11 protein-coding genes are annotated in these 19,302 nt (G+C 70.2%); 8 read left to right on the forward strand and 3 right to left on the reverse strand.

Annotated elements, in window-relative coordinates; all coding sequences use genetic code 11:
- Positions 1–233: 233 nt before the first annotated feature.
- The 3 genes from A6A29_RS19395 to A6A29_RS19405 all read left to right on the forward strand — a co-directional run bounded on the left by A6A29_RS19395 (position 234) and on the right by A6A29_RS19405 (position 3,274).
- The gene (locus A6A29_RS19395) at positions 234–1,100 is read left to right on the forward strand and encodes a hypothetical protein (protein WP_073721393.1); all 867 of its coding nucleotides are present in this window, start codon (positions 234–236) and stop codon (positions 1,098–1,100) included.
- Between the two features lie 119 nt (positions 1,101–1,219).
- Positions 1,220–2,818: an MFS transporter gene (locus A6A29_RS19400; protein ID WP_073721395.1), complete on the forward strand. Its 1,599-nt coding sequence runs from the start codon at positions 1,220–1,222 to the stop codon at positions 2,816–2,818.
- 252 nt (positions 2,819–3,070) lie between these two features.
- Complete coding sequence (locus tag A6A29_RS19405; RefSeq protein ID WP_015613078.1) at positions 3,071–3,274, forward strand: cold-shock protein; 204 nt, start codon at positions 3,071–3,073, stop codon at positions 3,272–3,274.
- A 105-nt stretch (positions 3,275–3,379) separates the two neighbouring features.
- On the opposite strand, the gene A6A29_RS19410 is transcribed toward A6A29_RS19405, so the two are convergent.
- Positions 3,380–3,784, reverse strand: coding sequence for a DUF5997 family protein (locus A6A29_RS19410; RefSeq protein WP_073721397.1), 405 nt, complete (start codon positions 3,782–3,784; stop codon positions 3,380–3,382).
- 58 nt (positions 3,785–3,842) lie between these two features.
- On the opposite strand from A6A29_RS19410, the gene A6A29_RS19415 reads away from it, so the two are divergent.
- On the forward strand, positions 3,843–4,622 hold the full coding sequence (locus tag A6A29_RS19415; protein WP_073721399.1) for a LysR family substrate-binding domain-containing protein: 780 nt from the start codon (positions 3,843–3,845) through the stop codon (positions 4,620–4,622).
- A gap of 159 nt (positions 4,623–4,781) precedes the next feature.
- Here A6A29_RS19415 and A6A29_RS19420 read toward each other — a convergent pair whose 3' ends face one another.
- Together A6A29_RS19420 and A6A29_RS19425 are read right to left on the reverse strand one after the other, a co-directional pair.
- On the reverse strand, positions 4,782–5,000 hold the full coding sequence (locus A6A29_RS19420; protein ID WP_073721401.1) for a ferredoxin: 219 nt from the start codon (positions 4,998–5,000) through the stop codon (positions 4,782–4,784).
- 5 nt (positions 5,001–5,005) lie between these two features.
- Positions 5,006–6,193: a cytochrome P450 gene (locus A6A29_RS19425; protein WP_073721403.1), complete on the reverse strand. Its 1,188-nt coding sequence runs from the start codon at positions 6,191–6,193 to the stop codon at positions 5,006–5,008.
- A gap of 109 nt (positions 6,194–6,302) precedes the next feature.
- Here A6A29_RS19425 and A6A29_RS19430 point away from each other — a divergent pair, with 109 nt between their 5' ends.
- The 4 genes from A6A29_RS19430 to A6A29_RS19445 all read left to right on the forward strand — a co-directional run bounded on the left by A6A29_RS19430 (position 6,303) and on the right by A6A29_RS19445 (position 19,290).
- A complete protein-coding gene (locus A6A29_RS19430) occupies positions 6,303–6,899 on the forward strand; it encodes a TetR/AcrR family transcriptional regulator (RefSeq protein WP_073721405.1) in 597 nt (198 codons plus the stop codon).
- Between the two features lie 281 nt (positions 6,900–7,180).
- The gene (locus A6A29_RS19435) at positions 7,181–8,122 is read left to right on the forward strand and encodes a sterol desaturase family protein (protein WP_073721407.1); all 942 of its coding nucleotides are present in this window, start codon (positions 7,181–7,183) and stop codon (positions 8,120–8,122) included.
- Positions 8,123–8,198: 76 nt separating this feature from the next.
- Positions 8,199–17,615 (forward strand): non-ribosomal peptide synthetase/type I polyketide synthase, encoded by a 9,417-nt coding sequence (locus tag A6A29_RS19440; protein WP_073721409.1) that lies wholly within the window; start codon positions 8,199–8,201, stop codon positions 17,613–17,615.
- Complete coding sequence (locus tag A6A29_RS19445) at positions 17,605–19,290, forward strand: phytoene desaturase family protein (protein WP_073721411.1); 1,686 nt, start codon at positions 17,605–17,607, stop codon at positions 19,288–19,290. The genes A6A29_RS19440 and A6A29_RS19445 overlap by 11 nt, the downstream gene beginning before the upstream one ends.
- Positions 19,291–19,302 lie beyond the last annotated feature (12 nt).

The raw sequence follows: 19,302 nt of genomic DNA on the forward strand, positions 1-19,302 counted from the left end.
AGGAGCGGCAGGCCGCCGCCGAGTGAGGGGAACATTAGGCAGCGACGGACCGGTCCCGATTGGTGGCGGCGGACGAAAAACCGCCCCGTCGACGGTGCGCCGCACCGAAGACGCGGTCCCTTGCCGCCCAGACCGTGTCCGGTTCCGTAGACGCCCTGTTTCCCCCGCGCGCCCCGTGCTGGAGGCTGTGGCGACCACGGGCGCGGGCCCGGGTACCGAGGGGAGCGCGAGCGATGGCCGATGCACGAGGAGAGGGCGCCGAGGCGCCCGTCCAGCGGACGATGACCCCGTTCGACGACATCTACGACCGGGCCGATCCCCGGGCCTTCTTCCGCGAACTGGGGGCGTTCGGCTACCGGACACCGCAGCACGCCCGGCCCGTCTTCCGGCGCCTGGCCGCACTCCGGCTGAGCGGCACGGGCGACGCGGTGCTGGACCTGTGCTGCTCGTACGGGATCAACGCCGCTCTGCTCAACCACGACGTGACGCTGGAGGGCCTGCAGGCCCACTACACGGCTCCGCGGACGGTGGCCATGACCACCCAGGAGCTGATCGCGCACGACCGGGCGTTCTTCCGGGCCCGCCGCCGACGGGACGCCGTTGCGGTGATCGGCCTCGACATCGCCCCCCGCGCCATCGCCTACGCGCGAGCGGTCGGCCTGCTCGACGACGGGTTCGCCGAGAATCTGGAGACCTCCCCGCCTTCCCCGGCCCTGCTGGACGCGGCACGGAGCGTCCGCCTCATCACCATCACCGGCGGCGCCAGCTTCCTGTCCGGGGCAACCTTCCAGCCGATCCTGGACAACGCCGGCCCGCCACCGTGGGTCGCCGCGTTCGTGCTGCGCACCGGCTCCTACGCGCCGATCGCCGAGCACCTCGCCCGCCATGGCCTGACCACGGAGAAGTACGCCGGGGCCACCTTCGTCCAGCGCCGCTTCACCAGCGCGGCCGAGCAGCGGTACGCCGTCGACGCGGTGGCCGCGACAGGGGAGGATCCGGACGGCAAGGAGACGGCGGGCCACTTCCACACCGCACTGCACCTGTCGCGCCCCCGTGCCGACATCGACACGTACCCGCTCGGCGACCTGGTCGCCCAATGATCGATTCGCGGGGCGCGATGCCCCGTCCTAGGGTCGATGTGTGAACGCGACCGTTCACCCGTGAGTCGTTTCCGACTCGGGACCGAACCGCGAGTGACCCTCACGACGCAACCAATCCCATGACGGGCTCCCACGCGACACCCGCGCACACTGCCCAGGCCCCGGAGCGGGGCCGAGGCGGTGGGATGGCGCTACTCGTCATCGCCTCGTGCCAGTTGATGGTGGTCCTCGACATCACCATCGTGAACATCGCGCTGCCGCACATCCAGACGTCACTGGGTTTCTCGACCGAATCCCTGTCCTGGGTGGTCAACGCGTACACGCTGACCTTCGGCGGGCTCCTCCTGCTCGGCGGGCGGCTGGGAGACATCCTCGGCCGTCGCCGGGTCTTCGTCTTCGGCGTCCTGCTCTTCGTCTTCGCCTCGCTGCTGGGCGGTCTCTCGCAGGAATCCTGGCAACTGCTCGCGGCCCGCTCGCTGCAAGGTGTCGGTGGCGCCATCGCTTCGCCGACAGCCCTGTCGCTGATCACCACGACATTCCGGGAGGGCCCCGAACGGAACAAGGCGTTCGGGGTGTTCGCCGCCGTCTCGGCAGGTGGCAGCGCGATCGGACTGCTCGCGGGCGGGGTGCTGGTGGAGTGGCTCGACTGGCGCTGGGTCTTCTTCGTCAACGTGCCCATCGGCCTGCTGATCGCGCTCGCCACCCGCCGCTACATCCGCGAGTCCGAACGCCACCCGGGCCATTTCGACATCGTCGGCGCGTTCACCTCCACGCTGGGCATGGTCATGCTCGTCTACGGATTCATCCGTGCCTCCGAGGACGGCTGGAGCGACCGGGTGACCCTGCTGTCCTTCGGCGCGGCGCTCGTGCTCCTCGCCGTGTTCATCGCCATCGAGCGACGCTCGAAGCAGCCCATCACCCCGCTGTGGATGTTCCGCGACCGCAATCGCGCGGGCTCCTACGGGATGATGCTGTGCCTGTCCGCCGCGCTGTTCGGGATGTTCTTCTTCCTGACCCTGTTCGTGCAGAACATCCTGGGCTTCAGCCCCCTGCTGGCCGGTCTCGCCTTTCTGCCGGTGAGCGTGATCGTCGCGGTGGGCGCGGGAATCACCTCGCAACTGCTGCCGAGATGGGGCCCCAAACCCTTCATGGTGACGGGGGCGGTCCTGGCCGCGGTGGGGCTGGGCTGGCTGACGATGACCGATGTGAACAGCTCGTACCTGGGGAGCATCCTCGGCCCCGTGCTGGTCTTCGGCCTCGGCATGGGCATGCAGTTCGTGTCGCTGACGCTGATGGCGGTGTCGGGTGTGGCGCCCCAGGAGGCGGGCGCGGCGTCCGGGGTCCTCAACGCCAGCCAGCAGGTGGGCGGGTCGCTCGGTCTGTCCATTCTGGTCACGGTCTTCGGCACGGCCAGCCGCAACTCGGCGGCCGAGCAGATCCCCCGGTTCCTGAAGGAAGGGACCCCGGCCCAGCTGCTGGAGTTCCGCAGGACCGGGCAGCTCCCGGGGCACTGGGGTGACGAGGTGCTGGCCTCGGGCGTCTCCAGCGCGTTCATCGTCGCCGCGATCATGGCCGTGGTGGCCGCTCTGGTCGCGCTCGTGGTCATCCAGGTGCGCCCCGGGGACCTGGAGCGTCTCCAGGGCGGCGCCGCACCGCCGACGACTCCCCAGGACACCCCCGGGAGCCGCACTCCCGCCCCCGGCGCACCGCCTGACTGACCCGCGATCCACGGCGGGCGTACCCGGTACCGATCGGTAACCGTGCGCACCAGGTGGATGGCAGGTGACGGCAAATTAGCGTTGCTCTCTGGTGAGCGCCCCTCTCGCCGTGTAGCGTCATCGGCAGATGTCGTGGTTCGCAGCACCTGCCCGCGCCTGGCGCGGGCGTTTTGCTGTGCAGTGCCTGAGGACCAGGGCGATCACCTCCGGATTCGCGCGGTGCGGATCCGATATCGACTGAGAGGCACCGGCATGGCAAGCGGAACCGTCAAGTGGTTCAACTCGGAAAAGGGCTTCGGCTTCATCGCGCAGGACGGTGGCGGCCCGGACGTCTTCGCGCACTACTCCAACATCAACTCCACCGGCTTCCGTGAGCTCCAGGAAGGCCAGGCTGTGACCTTCGACATCACGCAGGGCCAGAAGGGCCCGCAGGCGGAGAACATCACCGCGGCCTGACCCGGTCCGCACAGCACATCAGCCCCCCGGACGACACGTCCGGGGGGCTGATGTGTGAAGGGCGTCGATCGTGGCCGCCGGTGAACTCGGCGGCCACGCGGGAGGTCAGGAACGCGGCTGGTGCGACTGCTCGCCCTGTTCCGCCTTCTTCTCCTTGATGCGCACCGTCTCCTTGCGGACCTCGGCCTGGGTGGCGCGCTCCTTCTGCAGCCACTCCGGGAGTTCGTTCTTCAGGGCCTCGATCTGCTCCGTGGTGAGCGGCTCGGTGACTCCGCCGCGCGCGAGACCGGCGATGGAGACGCCGAGTTTCGCCGCGACCACGGGCCGGGGGTGCGGGCCGGTGCGTCGCAGCTCCTGCAGCCACTCGGGCGGATCGGTCTGCAGGGCGTTCAGCTCGGAGCGCGAGACGACACCCTCCTGGAACTCGGTGGGGGTGGCCTCAAGGTACACACCCAGTTTCTTCGCCGCGGTCGCGGGCTTCATGGTCTGGGTGGTCTGGTGCGACGTCATGGTGTCAAGAGTATCGAGCGTGTGAGCTACCGCCGACCACGACCGGTAATCTGGGCGGGTGACTGTCTCGGAAGTACCCCCTGCGTTCCGGCTCGCCTATGTCCCGGGGGTGACGCCCACCAAGTGGGTGCGGATCTGGAACGAGCGGCTGCCCGAGGTCCCGCTGACCCTGGTCGCGGTGCCCGCGGCCGAAGCGCCCGGCCTGCTGCGGGCGGGCGGTGCCGACGCGGGATTCGTACGGCTGCCCATCGACGGTACGGACCTCAGCGCGATCCCGCTCTACACCGAGACGACCGTGGTCGTGATCCCGAAGGATCACCTCATGGCCGCGGTCGAAGAGGTGTCCGTCGAGGACCTGGCCGACGACATCGTGCTGCACCCCCTCGATGACCCCCTCGACTGGGAGAACCGGCCGGGGCGGCCCGCGAACGAGCGCCCGGCCACCGCGGCGGACGCCATCGAGCTGGTGGCGGCCGGTGTGGGCCTGCTCGTCGTCCCGCAGTCGCTCGCCCGGCTGCACCACCGCAAGGACCTCACGTACCGGCCGGTCCCCGGCGCCCCCGAGTCGCGCATCGCACTGTCGTGGCCGGAGGGCGAAAAGACCGACCTGGTGGAGGAGTTCATCGGGATCGTCCGGGGGCGCACCGTCAACAGCACACGGGGCCGCCCGCCGACCCCGGCGCAGCCGAAGGGCAAGCGCGCCGAGGCGCGGGGCGCGGGGCGCAAGCCCGCGGCCGGGAAATCGACGGGCAAGAGCCCCCAGCGGGGTTCGGGCGGCACCAAGGCCGGCAAACGAGGCAGGCCCGGCAAGTCGGGCAAGCCCCGCCGCCAGTCGTAGCCGATTCCGTTCGCCGTCCGGGCCGGTCACGGGCGTACGGGTCCTGGGCCGGCCCGGTCCTGGCCCCGGTGTCCCGACCCGGGCCGGCCCGGCCCGGCCCGGTCCTGAGCCGACCGGGTCGCCGGCCCGCCTCGCCGGCCCGCCTCGCCGGCCCGGCCCTCAGTCCCGTCCGGGTGCGATCACCCTGTTCCCCTCGTGCACCGTGATCGCCTGGGCCGGGCAGATATCGGCCGCGTCCAGGACCCGCTCGTCGGGTTCGATCCCGTCGGCGACGGTCCTCGCGTGCTCGCCGTCCAGGGCGAACGCCTCGGGGGCCACCCCGGCGCACATGCCCGACGCCAGACACAGCTGCGGATCCACACGTACGTGCCAGGTCATGGCGCTCACCACCCGATCGGCATGACGCGGGGGCCGCGCACGAGCAACTCGGTCTTCCAGGTCACGTCCCCCGCCGGCTTCAGTCCCGGGAAACGGGTGAGGAGCGCGCCCAGTGCCTCCTGGAGCTCCAGCCGGGCCAGCGGGGCGCCCAGGCAATGGTGGACCCCGTGCCCGAACCCCAGGTGCTGGTTGCCCTCCCGGGAGACGTCGAGCACACCGGGTGCGGTGAAGCGCAACGCGTCCCGGTTGGCCGCGCCGACGGCGACCAGCACGGGGGAGCCGGCGCGGACCAGAGTGCCGCCGACCTCGACGTCCTCGGTGGCGTACCGGGGCTGACCCGCTCCGCTGCCCAGCGGCACGAACCGCAGCAGCTCCTCCACCGCGCCCGGGATCAGTTCGGGGTGCGCCCTGAGCTGATCCATCTGATCGGGATGATCCAGCAGGGTGAGCACGAAGTTGGGAATCTGCGAAGCGGTGGTCTCGTGTCCGGCCACCAGGATGGCCACGCACAGATCGATCAGCTCCAGCTCGGTGAGCCGTTCGCCGCCGTCCCTCGCCTCGATCAGCGCGGTCATCAGGTCGTCCTGCGGATCCTCGCGGTGCAGGTTGATCAACTCGCCCATGTAGGCGCGCAGTTCCTCGCGGCTGGCGTCGAACTCGGCGGCGGTCAGGGAGCTGGTCGACAGCGCGTTGTCGCTCCATACCCGAAAACGTGGGCGATCGGCTTCCGGAACCCCGAGCATCCGGCAGATCACCGCGACGGGCAGCGGCAGCGCGAAGCCGTCCACCAGGTCGGCGGGGGGCCCGGCCGCCTCCATCCCGTCGAGCAGGCTCGCGGTCAGCTCCTTGACCTGAGGCCGTAACTTCTCGATCTGGCGGACGGTGAACGCCTTGGCCACCAGGGAGCGCAGCCGTGTGTGGCCGGGCGGGTCCATGCTCAGGATCCCGCTGTCCCGGCGGCCCTCCGACTGCCGCGGCTCGTCGTGCGCGGCGCCCGCGGCCCGGCTGAAGCGCTGGTCGCCCAGTACCAGCCGGGCGTCCGCGTAGCGGGTGACCAGCCAGGCGGGCTCGCCGTACGGCATCTGGACCCGGAGCAGTCCCGAACGTTCGCGGACGCGCTCGTACTCTTCCGCGAGCTGGAGTCCTTCGGCGGTGTTGAAGGGGTACGCGTGGGGCTCGACGTGCGTCGTCATACGATCTCCCAGTTGTAAGCAGCTGCTTACAACGGTAGGACCGGCCCTTCGAGCGGTCAACAGCGCTTTACAGCCGTTACTCTGACGGGCCATTCGAAAGGACGCAGTCATGGCAGAAGCGCCCGCCCCGTCGTCCGGCCGGGGGCGCCGGGATGCTGCGGCCACCCGTGAACGGCTGCTCGACGCCGCTCGTGACCTGTTCGCCGAGCGGGGCTACCAGCGGGCCACCGTCCGTGCCATCGCCGAGCGGGCCGGGGTCAACCAGGCGCTGCTGTTCCGGTACTTCGGATCGAAACAGGCGCTGCTGACCGAGGTCGTCGCCGAGGGCGGGCTGGAGGAGCTGCGCGCGACACCGCCCGAGGAACTGTTCGAGAAGGCGCTGCGCTCCATGCTCACCCGCAGCGCCCCCGGCTCCGGCGACCGGACGCTGGAGGTCTACCTCCGGTCCATCGGCCGGGGCGACGAGGCGGCCGGGGCGCTGCGTGAACTGGGCGCGGAATACCAGAAGGTACTGGCCTCGCTCTCCGGGACCCCGGACGGCGAGCTGCGCGCCGATCTGGCCATCGCCTGGCTTCTCGGCATCGGCCTGATGCGTACGGTCGTCGCGCGCGAGCCACTGGCAGGCGCCGACCCGGACGCCGTGTGTGAGCTGGTTCTCGACGCCTTCGCCCGCCTCGGCGGACGGTCCGGCGGAAGCTCTGTGTGACCATTCCGCCGGGGCGCTAATAATACTAAGTAACTCACATTAGCGACAGTGGGGTCTGTTCATATTCCGCCCGGGTAGGTCGTCCGGTTCAATGGTTCACGTGAGGGTTCGCGTTCTGCGGAATTCTCATTTCTCGGGGGCGCGTGAGGATTGAAGCCGCCGAAAAGGGAAAAGAATGAACCGAGCCAACGGGGGCGGCGTCCACGTGTCGCCACGCGGAGTTTGACCTGCAAGGGTGCAGGTCATGGCCCTGCGACCGCATCGCTACGGAGGTGTTGCGGATGGACGAATATGAACAGCAGATCGACGGTGGGGCGTATCCGGACACAAATTCCGGATGGCGGGGAATTCTCTCCGAATTAACCTGGGGTGCTGTCCTTCGCAGGATTTCCTATCCGTTGCTCCTCGGAGCCACCGTTGTGGTAGGTGCGGCTTCCCTGCTGCTGCGGTGGGACCTGACGCGGGTCAGTCCGCTCTTCCTCATCGGCACCCTCCTCTATCTGGGCGTCCTGGAGAAGCTGATCCCGCACCAACGCGACTGGCATCCCAACCGGGCCGAATGGCGCTGGTACACGGTCTACTTCCTCCTGACCATGGCCGGCAGCGCCCTGGCCCAACTGCTGGTGACGACCGCGATCGGGGAGCTCTCCCCGGCCCGTCCGGCGCTCGGTCTGTGGGCCGAGATCCCGCTGGCGCTGGTGACGGGTTCGCTGGCCAGCTACTTCGTGCACCGGCTCGGGCACACCAATGCCCTGCTGTGGCGGCTGCACGGTGTGCACCACGTCCCGCAGAAGGTCAACGTCGCCAACAATGGCGTCAACCACGTCCTCGACATCCTCCTCGCGCAGGGAGTCATCCAGCTCGCGCTGGCGCTGATCGGCTTCTCCCGTGAGTCGGTGTTCGTCGTGGGGCTGTTCGTGGCCGCACAGGGCTACTTCGTCCACGCCAACATCGATGTGCGCATCGGCCGGCTCAACCACGTCCTCGCAAGCCCTGAGCAGCACCGCCTGCATCACAGCACCGATCTGTCCGAGGCTGGCCACTACGGCTCCGACCTGTCGTGCTGGGACCACCTCTTCGGGAGCTTCACCTGGCGGCCCGGACGCGAGCCGGCCGCGGTCGGACTCGGCGATCCCGCCTCGTTCCCCGGCACCGGTGAGATTCTCGCCAGTCTTCTCCACCCCTGGCGCCGTGCGGAGAAGCCCGGGAGCCGACCCGCCTGACCGGGCCCTTCGGGCCCCACACCGTCAACTGCACCACTGCCGCAAGGCAGTGTCACGACTTGAGGAGTGTGCGAACTTGGCTGACGCGATCAACGACGCTTTACGGGGTAAAGTCGCGATCATCGGCATGGGCTGCCGTATGCCCGGCGGAGCGTCGGACCATCGGGCGTTCTGGCAGAACCTGGTGGAGGGCAAGGACTGCATCACGCCCACCCCGGCCGACCGGTACGACGTGACCACACTCGGCAGCGGACACAAGGACAAACCCGGACGCCTGACAGGTGGCCGGGGCGGATACATCGACGGCTTCGACGAATTCGATCCGGCCTTCTTCGGCATCAGCCCGCGCGAGGCCGACCACATGGACCCGCAGCAGCGCAAACTGCTGGAGGTGGCCTGGGAGACGCTGGAGGACGGCGGCCAGCGGCCCGCCGAACTCGCCGGGAGCAACACGGCTGTCTTCGTCGGGGCGTTCACGCTGGACTACAAGATCCTGCAGTTCTCCGATCTGAGCTTCGAGACGCTGGCCGCGCACACCGCGACCGGCACCATGATGACGATGGTGTCGAACCGCATCTCGTACTGCTTCGACTTCCGCGGCCCCAGCCTCTCCATCGACACCGCGTGCAGCTCGTCCCTGGTGGCCGTGCACCTCGCGTGCCAGAGCCTGAACAAGGGCGAGACCGATCTCGCGCTCGCGGGCGGCGTACTGCTGCACATGGCACCGCAGTACACGATCGCGGAGACGAAGGGCGGCTTCCTCTCGCCGGACGGCCGCTCCCGTACGTTCGACGCGTCGGCCAACGGCTATGTACGGGCCGAGGGAGTCGGCCTGGTGGCGCTCAAGCGGCTCGGGGACGCGCTGGACGACGGGGACCCGATCCACGCCGTCATCCTCGGCAGCGGGGTCAACCAGGACGGCCACACCAACGGCATCACCGTGCCGAACGCGCAGTCCCAGATCTCTCTCATCCAGCGTGTCTGCGCCGAATCGGGCATCACCCCCGGCGAGCTGCAGTACATGGAGGCGCACGGCACCTCGACGCCGGTCGGCGACCCGATCGAGGCCAACGCCCTGGCCCGCGCCCTGGCCATCGGACGCAGCCCCGGAGCCGCGTGCTACGTCGGCTCCGTCAAGACCAACATCGGGCACACCGAGTCGGCCGCCGGAATCGCCGGGCTGATCAAGACCACCCTGTCCCTGAAACACCGGGCGATCCCGCCCCACATCAACCTGGAGCGGATCAACCCCGCCATCGACCTCGCCGCCGCGCCGTACGACATCCCCACCCGGCTGACCGAATGGCCCGAGCACGAGGGTCCCGCACGGGCCGGAGTGAACTCGTTCGGCTTCGGCGGCACCAACGCCCATGTCGTCCTGGAGGAAGCACCTCCGCGCCCGGCACCGGCCGCCCCGCCCACGCCTCGGGCGGAACGGACCTGGAGCATCCTCCCGCTGACCGCACGTCATCCCGAAGCGCTGGCGGACGTGGCGGCGGGCATCCGCAGGGAGCTCGACGGGAGCAACGGCCGGGCCGTTCCGCTGGCCGACCTCGGCCATACGCTCGCGCACCGTCGCAGCCATCTTGAGTCACGGCTGTCCGTCGTCTACTCCTCGCGCGCCTCCCTGGACGAGGCGCTGGCCGCGTACCTGCGGGACGAGCCGCACCCCCGCGTGCTCCAGGGACGTCGGCTGGACGCCTCGGAACGGCGCCTGGTCTGGGTCTTCACCGGCATGGGCCCCCAGTGGTGGGGCATGGGCCGGGGGCTGTTCGCGAGCGAACCGGTGTTCCGCGACGTGGTCACCGCCTGCGACCGCGAGATCCGCAGGATCGCCGGCTGGTCGCTGATCGAGGAGATGACGGCCGACGAGGAACACTCGCGCATGGGGGAGACCTGGCTGGCGCAGCCGGCCAACTTCGCCGTGCAGATCGGTCTCGCCGCCCTGTGGCGGGCCCATGGAGTGCGGCCGGACGCCGTCGTCGGGCACAGCACCGGGGAGATCGCCGCCTTCCACGAGGCGGGCGTCTACTCCCTGGAGGACGCGGTCGGCATCGCCGTGCACCGCAGCCGCCTGCAGCACACGCTCGACGGTACGGGCACGATGCTCGCCGTGAGCCTGCCCGAGGACGAGGCGGAGCGCCGCGTCCGCCCCTACCGGGACCAGGTGTCCGTGGCCGCCGTCAACAGCCCCACCGCGGTGACCCTGGCGGGCGACGAGGCGGCGCTGACCCTGCTGGCGGACGAGCTGCGGGCCGAGCAGGTCTTCACCAGGTTCCTGTCGGTGCGCGTCCCGTACCACAGCCCCGGCATGGACCGCATCAAGGACGACCTGCTGACCTCGCTGCGGGACCTCGCGCCGCGTCCGGCGCGGGTACCGGTGTATCTCACGGGCCAGGAAGGCATCGCCGAGGGCGTCGAACTGGACGCGGGGTACTGGTGGAAGAACGTCCGTGACCGGGTGCGGTTCCGCGCGGCGGTCGACCGGCTCGCCGACGACGGCCACAGCCTGTTCCTGGAGATCGGCCCGCATCCGGTGCTCGCCCACGCGATCCGCGAATGCCTGGACAGCAGGGGCCGGCCCGGCACGGCGGTACCGTCGCTGCGCCGCAAGGAGAACGAACCCGAGCGCTTCGCCGCCTCACTGGCGACGCTGCACAACGCGGGCGTCGGCGTCGCGTGGGACGTGCTCCAGCCCACCGGGGAGCCCGTCGCACTGCCCCGCTACCCCTGGAAGCGCGACCGCCACTGGACGGAGCCCGGACCGGTCGCACAGGTCCGCCTCGGACGTGTCGACCACCCGCTGCTGGGCCGCCGCACGGACCACGCCGAACCCGCCTGGCAGGTCCGGCTCAACACCGAGGCGCTGCCGTATCTGGCCGACCACCGGATCCAGGACACCGTGGTCTTCCCGGCGGCGGGCTACCTGGAGATGGCGACGCAGGCCGTACGGGCGCTCACCGGCGGCGACGCGGCCGTCCTGGCCGACATCGATCTCCGCAAGGCCCTCTTCCTGCCCGACGGCGAGGACCGGACGGTGCACCTGTCCCTGTCCCTGGAGAACGCGGCCTTCACCATCGCGTCCGTACCCGACCCGGACGCGGAGCGGACCGTACACGCGAGCGGTGTGGTCCGTGCCGGGCAGCGCCGCACACCCGGCCCGGCGCTCGACGCCGAGGCGATCAGGGCCCGCAGCCGACGCCGGCTCGACGGCCCGGAGTGCTACGCCGCACTCGCCGCCCTCGGCTACCACTACGGCCCGGCGTTCCAGGCCATCGAAGAGGTGTGGATCGGCTCCGGCGAAGTCCTCGCGCGCATCCGTCCCCCGGAGGCGATCGGTGACGACGCGGCCCGCCACCACATCCACCCCGTACTGCTCGACGCCTGCTTCCAGTCCCTGCTGACGCCGCAGATCCTCACGGACCGCGAGCAGCCGCAGAGCACCGGCATCCGGCTCCCGCTGTCACTCGACGAGCTGAGCCTCGACCCGGTGGGCGACCAGCCGCTGTGGGCGCACGGCACCGTGTCCGGCGACGACGGGAACGAACTCGTCGGCGACATCACGCTGTACGCACAGGACGGCACCGCACTCGGCCGTATCCGGGGCTTCCGCGCGGCCGACGTGGAGAAGGCGTCGACAGCCGTCGCCCGGAGCACCATCGACTCCTGGCTGGCCGAGACCACCTGGATCGACCGGCCGTGGGACGCGGCCGCCCCGCAGGACGGGGGAGAGCGGCAGGAGGCCCACGCCACCGGCGACGGGCACGACTGGCTGGTTCTCGCCGATACGGGCGGCGTCGGCGACGCGTTCGCCGCGCTGGTGACCGCACGCGGTGAACGCTGCCGCACCGTACGCCCGGGACCCGCATACGGGCGCGGCGGGGACGGCCGGGAATTCACCGTCGAACCCGGATCCGCCACCCACCTGGAACAGCTCTTCGCCGACCTGGAACAGGACGGCGCACCCTTCCGCGGCACCGTCGTCCATCTCTGGAACCTCGATCTGCCCCACATCGCGGAATGCCGGCGCGCCGACCTGGCCCGGCACAGCGGCACCGGGACGTACTCCCTCATCGCCCTCGCCAGGGCCCTCCTCGCCAGGGGAGAGGGCGGCAGACTGCACATCGTCACCCGCGGCGCGCAGCCCGTCTCACCCGGTGAGCCGGTCGAGCCGCTGGGAGCGCCCGCCTGGGGCGTCGGACGCGTGCTCCGCCACCAGGAACTGACCGCCCACCGGGGCAAACTGATCGACCTCGACCCCGCGCGGCCGCAGGACGACGCAGGGCGCCGTGCCGACGCCGACGCGCTGCTGCGCGAGCTCCTGACCGACGACGAGGAGGAGATCGGACTGCGCGGCGACCGCCGCGCGACCAGCCGCATCCGCACGGCCGAGGGACTGACCCGCCCCTTGCCGCTGCGCCTGCGCGCCGACGGAAGCTATCTGGTCACCGGCGCCTTCGGAGCCCTCGGCAGGCTGCTGTGCCGCACGCTCGTCAAGCGGGGCGCCCGCAGGCTCATCCTGATGGGCCGCACCAGGGTTCCGGCACGCGAGGAGTGGCGGGCGACCGGCCCCGCCGGTCCGCAGGGCCGGGCCGTGGCGCTCCTGAGGGAACTGGAGGCACTCGGCGCGCAGACGGTTCTGGCACCCGTCGACATCACCGACGAGCAGGCCCTCACCGCCTGGCTCGACACACACCGGCGCGGTGACCCACCGCCGATCCGAGGGGTGTTCCACCTCGCCGGACAGGTCCGGGACACCCTGATCGCGGACATGGACCGGCCGACGTTCGACGCGGTCCACGACCCCAAGGTCATCGGCTCCTACCTGCTGCACCGCCACCTGCGCGACGAACCTCTCGAACACTTCGTCCTGTTCTCCTCGATCGCCTCGCTGCTGACGACCGCGGGCCAGACCAACTATGCGGCGGGCAACGCCTTCCTGGACGCACTGGCCCACCACCGCAGGGCCCACGGCCTGCCCGCCCTCAGCCTGGACTGGGGCCCCTGGGCCACCGGCATGATCGAGGAACTGGGCCTGGTCGACCACTACCTCAACAGCCGGGGGATGAGCTCGCTCGCACCGGACGTCGGCATGAGCGTCCTGGAACGCGTCATAGGCCAGGACCGCGCCCAGCTGCTCGTCGCCACGGTCGTCGACTGGCAGACCTTCCTCGCCTGGTACGCCGCCCCGCCCCCGCTCGTCGGCGAACTGGCGGCGGCCGCGCGGGAACCGGTCACCGGCGGGGGCGACGGATTCCTCGACGCCTTCCGTGACGCCGGCGAGGACGAACGCCGCGCGCTGGTCACCGCACGGTTCACCGGCCTGTGTGCCACCGTGCTGCGCACGGCGGCCGAGGAGATCGACCCGTCGACCGGACTCGGCATGCTGGGCCTCGACTCCCTGCTGGCGATGGAGCTGCGCGCGAAGGTCCACGCCGAACTGGGGATCGCCCTGCCGGTGGTCGCCCTGCTGAGCGGCACCCCCGTCGGCGAACTGGCCGGGCAGCTGTACGACGGGCTCGTCGAACGGGTGGCGACCGACGCGGCTCCCACCGGCGCGACGAGCATCGAGGTGTTCACCGACGAACGCCGCTATCCCCTCACGCAGAACCAGAAGGCCCTCTGGTTCCTCAAGCAGCTCAACCCCGACGGCTACGCCTACAACATCGGCGGCGCGGTCGAAGTCCGCGTCGAACTCGACCCGGACCTGATGTTCGAGGCCGTACGCAGGCTCATCGCACGGCATCCCGCGCTGCGCACCAACTTCTTCCTGGAGGACGGCCGCCCCGTACAGCAGGTGTCCACCGACGTCGACCCGGACCTCGCCCTCTTCGACGTCCAGGGCCAGGACTGGGAGAGCATCCACCGGACGATCGTGGCCGAATACCGCAAACCCTACGACCTCGAACGTGATCCGCTCGTCCGCTTCCGCCTCTTCAGGCGGGAGACGAACCGCTGGATCATCATGAAGGCCGTGCACCACATCGTCTCCGACGCGATCTCGACGTTCACGTTCATCGAGGAACTGTTCGCCGTGTACGAGGCGTTGAAGAAGGGGCAGGAGCACGCGCTGCCGCCGGTGCGGACCCGCTACCTCGACTTCCTCAACAAGCAGAACGAATTCCTGGCCGGCCGGGAGGCCGGGGGAATGCTCGACTACTGGCGCTCCCACCTGCCCGCCGAGGTCCCGCTGCTGGACCTGCCGGTCGACAGGCCGCGCCCGGCCGTGCAGACGCACAACGGCGCCTCGGAGTTCTTCACGCTCGACTCCGAACTCAGCGCCCGCGTCCACACGCTGGCCCGCGAGCACAACGTGACCCCGTTCATGGTCCTGCTCAGCGCCTACTACATCCTGCTCCACCGCTACTCGGGGCAGGACAACATCATCGTCGGCAGCCCGGTGACCGGACGCACCGAGCAGGACTTCGCCCCCGTGTACGGGTACTTCGTCAACCCGCTCCCGCTGCACGCCGATCTCTCCGGCGCCCCCACTGTCGGAGATCTGCTGGACCAGGTCCGCACCGCCGTGCTGAACGGGCTGGACAACCAGGAGTACCCCTTCGTCCTGCTGGTCGAGGAGCTGGGCCTCCAGCACGACCCCAGCCGCTCCGCGGTGTTCCAGGCGATGTTCATCCTGCTCACCCACAAGGTGGCCACCGAGAAGTACGGATACCGCCTGGAGTACATCGAACTGCCCGAGGAGGAAGGCCAGTTCGACATCACGCTGTCGGCGTACGAGGACGAGGCGGAAGGCCGGTTCCACTGCGTCTTCAAGTACAACACCGACCTGTTCCTGCCGCAGACCATGCGACGGATGGCCGCGCACTACATCAATCTGCTCGACAGCATGACCCGGGCCCCGTCCGTCCGGCCCACGCCGCAGCTGACGATGCTCGGCGCCAAGGAACGCGAACAACTGGTCGGCGAGTGGAGCGGGGCCGCCCGGCTCGCCCTGCCCCCGGGCCGTACGGACCGGGAACCCGGCCCCGTCCGGCCGGTGCACACGGTGATCAGCGACGTCGCCGCCGCGCATCCCGGCGCGACAGCCGTCTCGGTGCCCTCCCCACGGGGCGCCGCGACCCGGCTGACGTACGCACAACTCGACCGCCGCGCCACGGCCAGGGCCCGCCGGCTGCGTGAACTGGGAGTCACGGCGGGCTCCGTGGTCGCTCTCTGCCTGGACAAGTCGCCGGAGCTGATCGTCACCCTGCTCGCCGTCCTCAAGGCCGGCGGCGCCTATCTGCCGATCCAGCCCGACCAGCCCGCCGAGCGCGTCGCCCACATCCTGCGTACCGCCGACGCCGGACTCGTCGTCATCGCCGACGACGGCCGCCGGGAGTGGGCGGCAGGTCTGCCGGCCACGACGGTGACCCTGGAGGAGCTGCGCGCGACCGAGACGGACGGGACCGCCCTGCCGGGGACGAACGACCTGGACGCCCCCGCCTACATCATCAACACCTCGGGCTCCACCGGCCGCCCCAAGGCCGTACAGGTCAGCCATCGCAGCCTCGCCTCGGCGTACGAGGCATGGCGCGAGGAGTACCGGCTGGAGCAGGACGTGCGCGTACACCTCCAGATGGCCGGGCCGTCCTTCGACGTGTTCACCGGCGACCTGGTGCGCGCCCTGTGCTCCGGCGGCAGCCTGGTACTGGCCGACCGCGATCTCATCCTCGACACACCGCGCCTCTACCGCACGATGCGGTCCGAGCGCGTCGACTGCGCCGAGTTCGTCCCGGCCATCGTGCGGGGGCTGATGGACCACTGCTCCCGCGAAGGGAAGCGGCTGGACTTCATGCGGCTCCTGGTGGTCGGCTCGGACGCGTGGAAAGTCGCCGAGTACCGGCGGCTGGGCGACCTGTGCGGGCCCGGCACCCGACTGATCAACTCCTACGGCCTCACCGAGGCGACCATCGACAGCGCCTGCTTCGAAGGCCCCGTGGACGACCTGGAACCCGGTCTGATGGTCCCGATCGGCAGGCCCCTGGCCAACAGCACGCTCCATGTCCTCGACGAACACGGCGAACCGGTCCCGCCCGGCGTCCCCGGCGAACTGTGGATCGGCGGCGAAGGCATCGCCATCGGGTACGCCGGTGATCCGGAGCAGACCGCCCGGCGCTTCGTGACCCGCACCCTCAGCCACGAGCCGGACGCCGCTCCCGTACGCCTCTACCGGACCGGCGACATCGCACGCTGGGACGTGCACGGCCGCGTGCACCTGCTCGGAAGGATGGACAACCAGGTCAAACTGCGCGGCCACCGCATCGAGATCGGAGAGATCGAGGCGCATCTGGCGAGCATGCCCGGCCTCGCCCGAGCGGTCGTCGCCGTCCGTCCCGACAGCCGGGGGGACGACACGCTGTGCGCCTACTGCGTCGCGGAGCCCGGCGCGGTCCTGGAGCGGCGCACCCTGCGCCGCCATCTCGCCACGGCCCTGCCGACGTACATGATCCCGTCCAGCTTCACCGAACTGACCGACCTTCCACTCACCCCCCACGGCAAGGTCGACATAGCCGCGCTGCCCGTACCGCGGGCCGGGGAGCGTGAGCGGCCCCACGAAGCGCCGGTCACCCTCTACGAGACGAGCATGGCCCGGCAGTGGGAATCGCTGCTCGGCCTCGAACAGGCCGGCCTGGAGGACGACTTCTTCGAATCGGGCGGAAGCTCGATCAAGCTGATCGAACTGCTCCACCACCTGCGGACGGAGTTCGGCATCAGCATCCCCGTGAGCCGGCTCTACCAGGCCACGACCCTGCACGGGATGGCCGCGACCGTGGAGGAACTCATCCACAGCACGACGGCCGAGGAACTTCCCTGCCTGACCTTCAACACCGAGGCCGGACCGACCGTCTTCTGCTTCCCCCCGGCCGGCGGCCACGGCCTCGTCTACCGCAACCTCTCGGCAGCGCTCCCGCAGTACCGGATCATCGCCTTCAACTACGTACCGGGCGACGACAAGGTGGCACGCTACGCGGATCTCATCGAGTCCGCCCAGCCCGAAGGCCCCTGCCTCCTGCTCGGCTACTCCCTCGGCGGCAACCTCGCGTTCGAGGTCGCCAAGGAGATGGAACGCCGGGGACGCCAGGTCGACCACGTCGTCGTGCTGGACTCGCGCCGCATTCTGCAGAGTTACGTCCCGGGCGACGAGGGGATCAAGACCTTCGAGGCGGAGCTCGGCAGGCATCTGCACAAGCACACCGGATCGGAGATCGTCGCCCGAGCCACACTCGAACACGCCGCCGAGTACCTCGCCTTCTGCGGCCGCACCCCCAACACCGGGACGGTCGCGGCATCGGTCAGCATCGTGACCGACGAGGACAAGACCGAGCTCTACGCGGAAGGCGCCCGGGGCACCTGGCACGGCAGCTCCACCACCGGTACGACCGTGCTCCGCGGCTCCGGGACCCACGCCGACATGCTCGACGCCAAACACCTCACCCGCAACGCCGACCTGGTACGCGCCATCCTGACGGGGGGCGCGGACCATGCCGGATGACCACGAGCCCGACTGGAGCACCCGACAGCGGGCGGCCGGCAGCAAGCCCCGCGTCATCGTCATCGGCGCGGGTGTCGCCGGACTGTCCACCGGCTGCTACGCGCAGATGAGCGGAGTGCGGACCCGCATCTTCGAGAAACACGTACTGCCCGGTGGCTGCTGCACGGCCTGGGCACGCGACGGCTACATCTTCGACTACTGCATCGAATGGCTGATCGGTACGGCCGACGGGAACGACGCGAACCGGGTATGGCGTGAACTGGGCGCGCTCGACGGCAAGACGATCACCAACTTCGAGCTGTTCAACAAGGTCGTCGACGAGAACGGCCGGTCGGTGACGTTCTACAACGACCCGGCCCGGCTGGAACGCCATCTGACCGGGGTCTCGCCGGCCGACGCACGGCTGATCCGCTCCTTCTGCCGTGATCTGCGGCGATTCACCGCCATCGAGCTGTACCCGTTCCTGACCGCACCCGCCCTGCGGACCGTACGGGAGAAGGCCGCGACGCTGCGCACCGTGCTGCCGGCGTTCCGGCTCTTCTGGCGCACCGCCGCCACCCCGATGCACACCTTCGCCGACCGCTTCGAGGACCCACTGCTGCGCAGAGCGTTCCGGAACATCTTCTTCCAGGACCCGGAGGGCTTCCCGCTGCTGCCGTACCTGTTCAACATGGCCAGCGCGTACCACCACAACGCGGGCTTCCCGCAGGGCGGTTCCCTCGGGCTCGCCCGGTCCATCGAGGAACGCTACACCGGGCTCGGCGGCACGATCACCTACCGGGCCCGGACCGAGCGGGTACTGGTCGAGGACGGCCGGGCCATCGGCATCCAACTCCGCAACGGCAGGAAGTACTACGCCGACCATGTCGTGTCGGCCTGCGACGGCCACACCACGATCTACGGGCTGCTGGGCGGGCAGTACACCGGCCCCCGGATCGACAAGCTCTACAACGACCTGCTGAACCGCCCGGGGACCCTGTTCCCCGCGGTCGTCTCCGCCTTCGTCGGCATCCGGGGCGACTACGCCCCCGACGACGACGCCCACAGCACCACGTACCTGCTCTCCGACGCCGACGCGGCCGAACTGCCCGGCGCACTCCAGAACAGCCTGGTCGTCCAGTTGCGCTCCCGCTACTCGGAGGGCTTCGCACCCGAGGGGAAGTCGGTGGTCCACTGCACCTACTTCAGCGACTTCGCCTACTGGAAGGCGCTGCGAGCCAGTGACCGCAAGGCGTACTGGGCGCAGAAGCGCAAGGTCGCCGACTTCGTGCGGCGCTTCCTGGAGCGCCTGCGGCCGGGCACGGCCGAGCGCATCGAACTGGTCGATGTGGCATCACCGGCGACGACCAAGCGGTACACGGGCAATCACAACGGCTCGATCCTGGCCTGGAAGGCGTTCTCCGACGCCGACGACGTGGCCACCGACCTGGTCGGCAAGGACCGCATGCGGCTGCCCGGACTGAGCGGCTTCTCCATGGCCGGGCAGTGGGTCGGCATGGGCGGCCTGATCCGCGCCGCGTCCACCGGCCGCTTCGCCACCCAGTACCTGTGCGAGGAGCTGGGCGTCGAGTTCACGGCCTGGGAGAGCGAGGGCAAGGAGCCCTGGCACCCCGGCAAGCTCGGACAACTGCCCCAGCTCGACCGGCGCTCCCCCCAGGAGGACGTCGCCCCGTGAACACTGAGGAGA

It is taken from the genome of Streptomyces sp. TSRI0281 (assembly GCF_001905125.1).
Taxonomy (GTDB): Bacteria; Actinomycetota; Actinomycetes; order Streptomycetales; family Streptomycetaceae; genus Streptomyces.

What these genes read in the sequence shown, in the direction of transcription:
- A6A29_RS19395 (WP_073721393.1), top strand. Translation starts at nt 234, where the DNA reads ATGGCCGATGCACGAGGAGAGGGCGCCGAGGCGCCCGTCCAGCGGACG.
- A6A29_RS19400 (WP_073721395.1), top strand. Translation starts at nt 1,220, where the DNA reads ATGACGGGCTCCCACGCGACACCCGCGCACACTGCCCAGGCCCCGGAG.
- A6A29_RS19405 (WP_015613078.1), top strand. Translation starts at nt 3,071, where the DNA reads ATGGCAAGCGGAACCGTCAAGTGGTTCAACTCGGAAAAGGGCTTCGGC.
- A6A29_RS19410 (WP_073721397.1), bottom strand. Translation starts at nt 3,784, where the DNA reads ATGACGTCGCACCAGACCACCCAGACCATGAAGCCCGCGACCGCGGCG.
- A6A29_RS19420 (WP_073721401.1), bottom strand. Translation starts at nt 5,000, where the DNA reads ATGACCTGGCACGTACGTGTGGATCCGCAGCTGTGTCTGGCGTCGGGC.
- A6A29_RS19425 (WP_073721403.1), bottom strand. Translation starts at nt 6,193, where the DNA reads ATGACGACGCACGTCGAGCCCCACGCGTACCCCTTCAACACCGCCGAA.
- A6A29_RS19430 (WP_073721405.1), top strand. Translation starts at nt 6,303, where the DNA reads ATGGCAGAAGCGCCCGCCCCGTCGTCCGGCCGGGGGCGCCGGGATGCT.
- A6A29_RS19435 (WP_073721407.1), top strand. Translation starts at nt 7,181, where the DNA reads ATGGACGAATATGAACAGCAGATCGACGGTGGGGCGTATCCGGACACA.
- A6A29_RS19445 (WP_073721411.1), top strand. Translation starts at nt 17,605, where the DNA reads ATGCCGGATGACCACGAGCCCGACTGGAGCACCCGACAGCGGGCGGCC.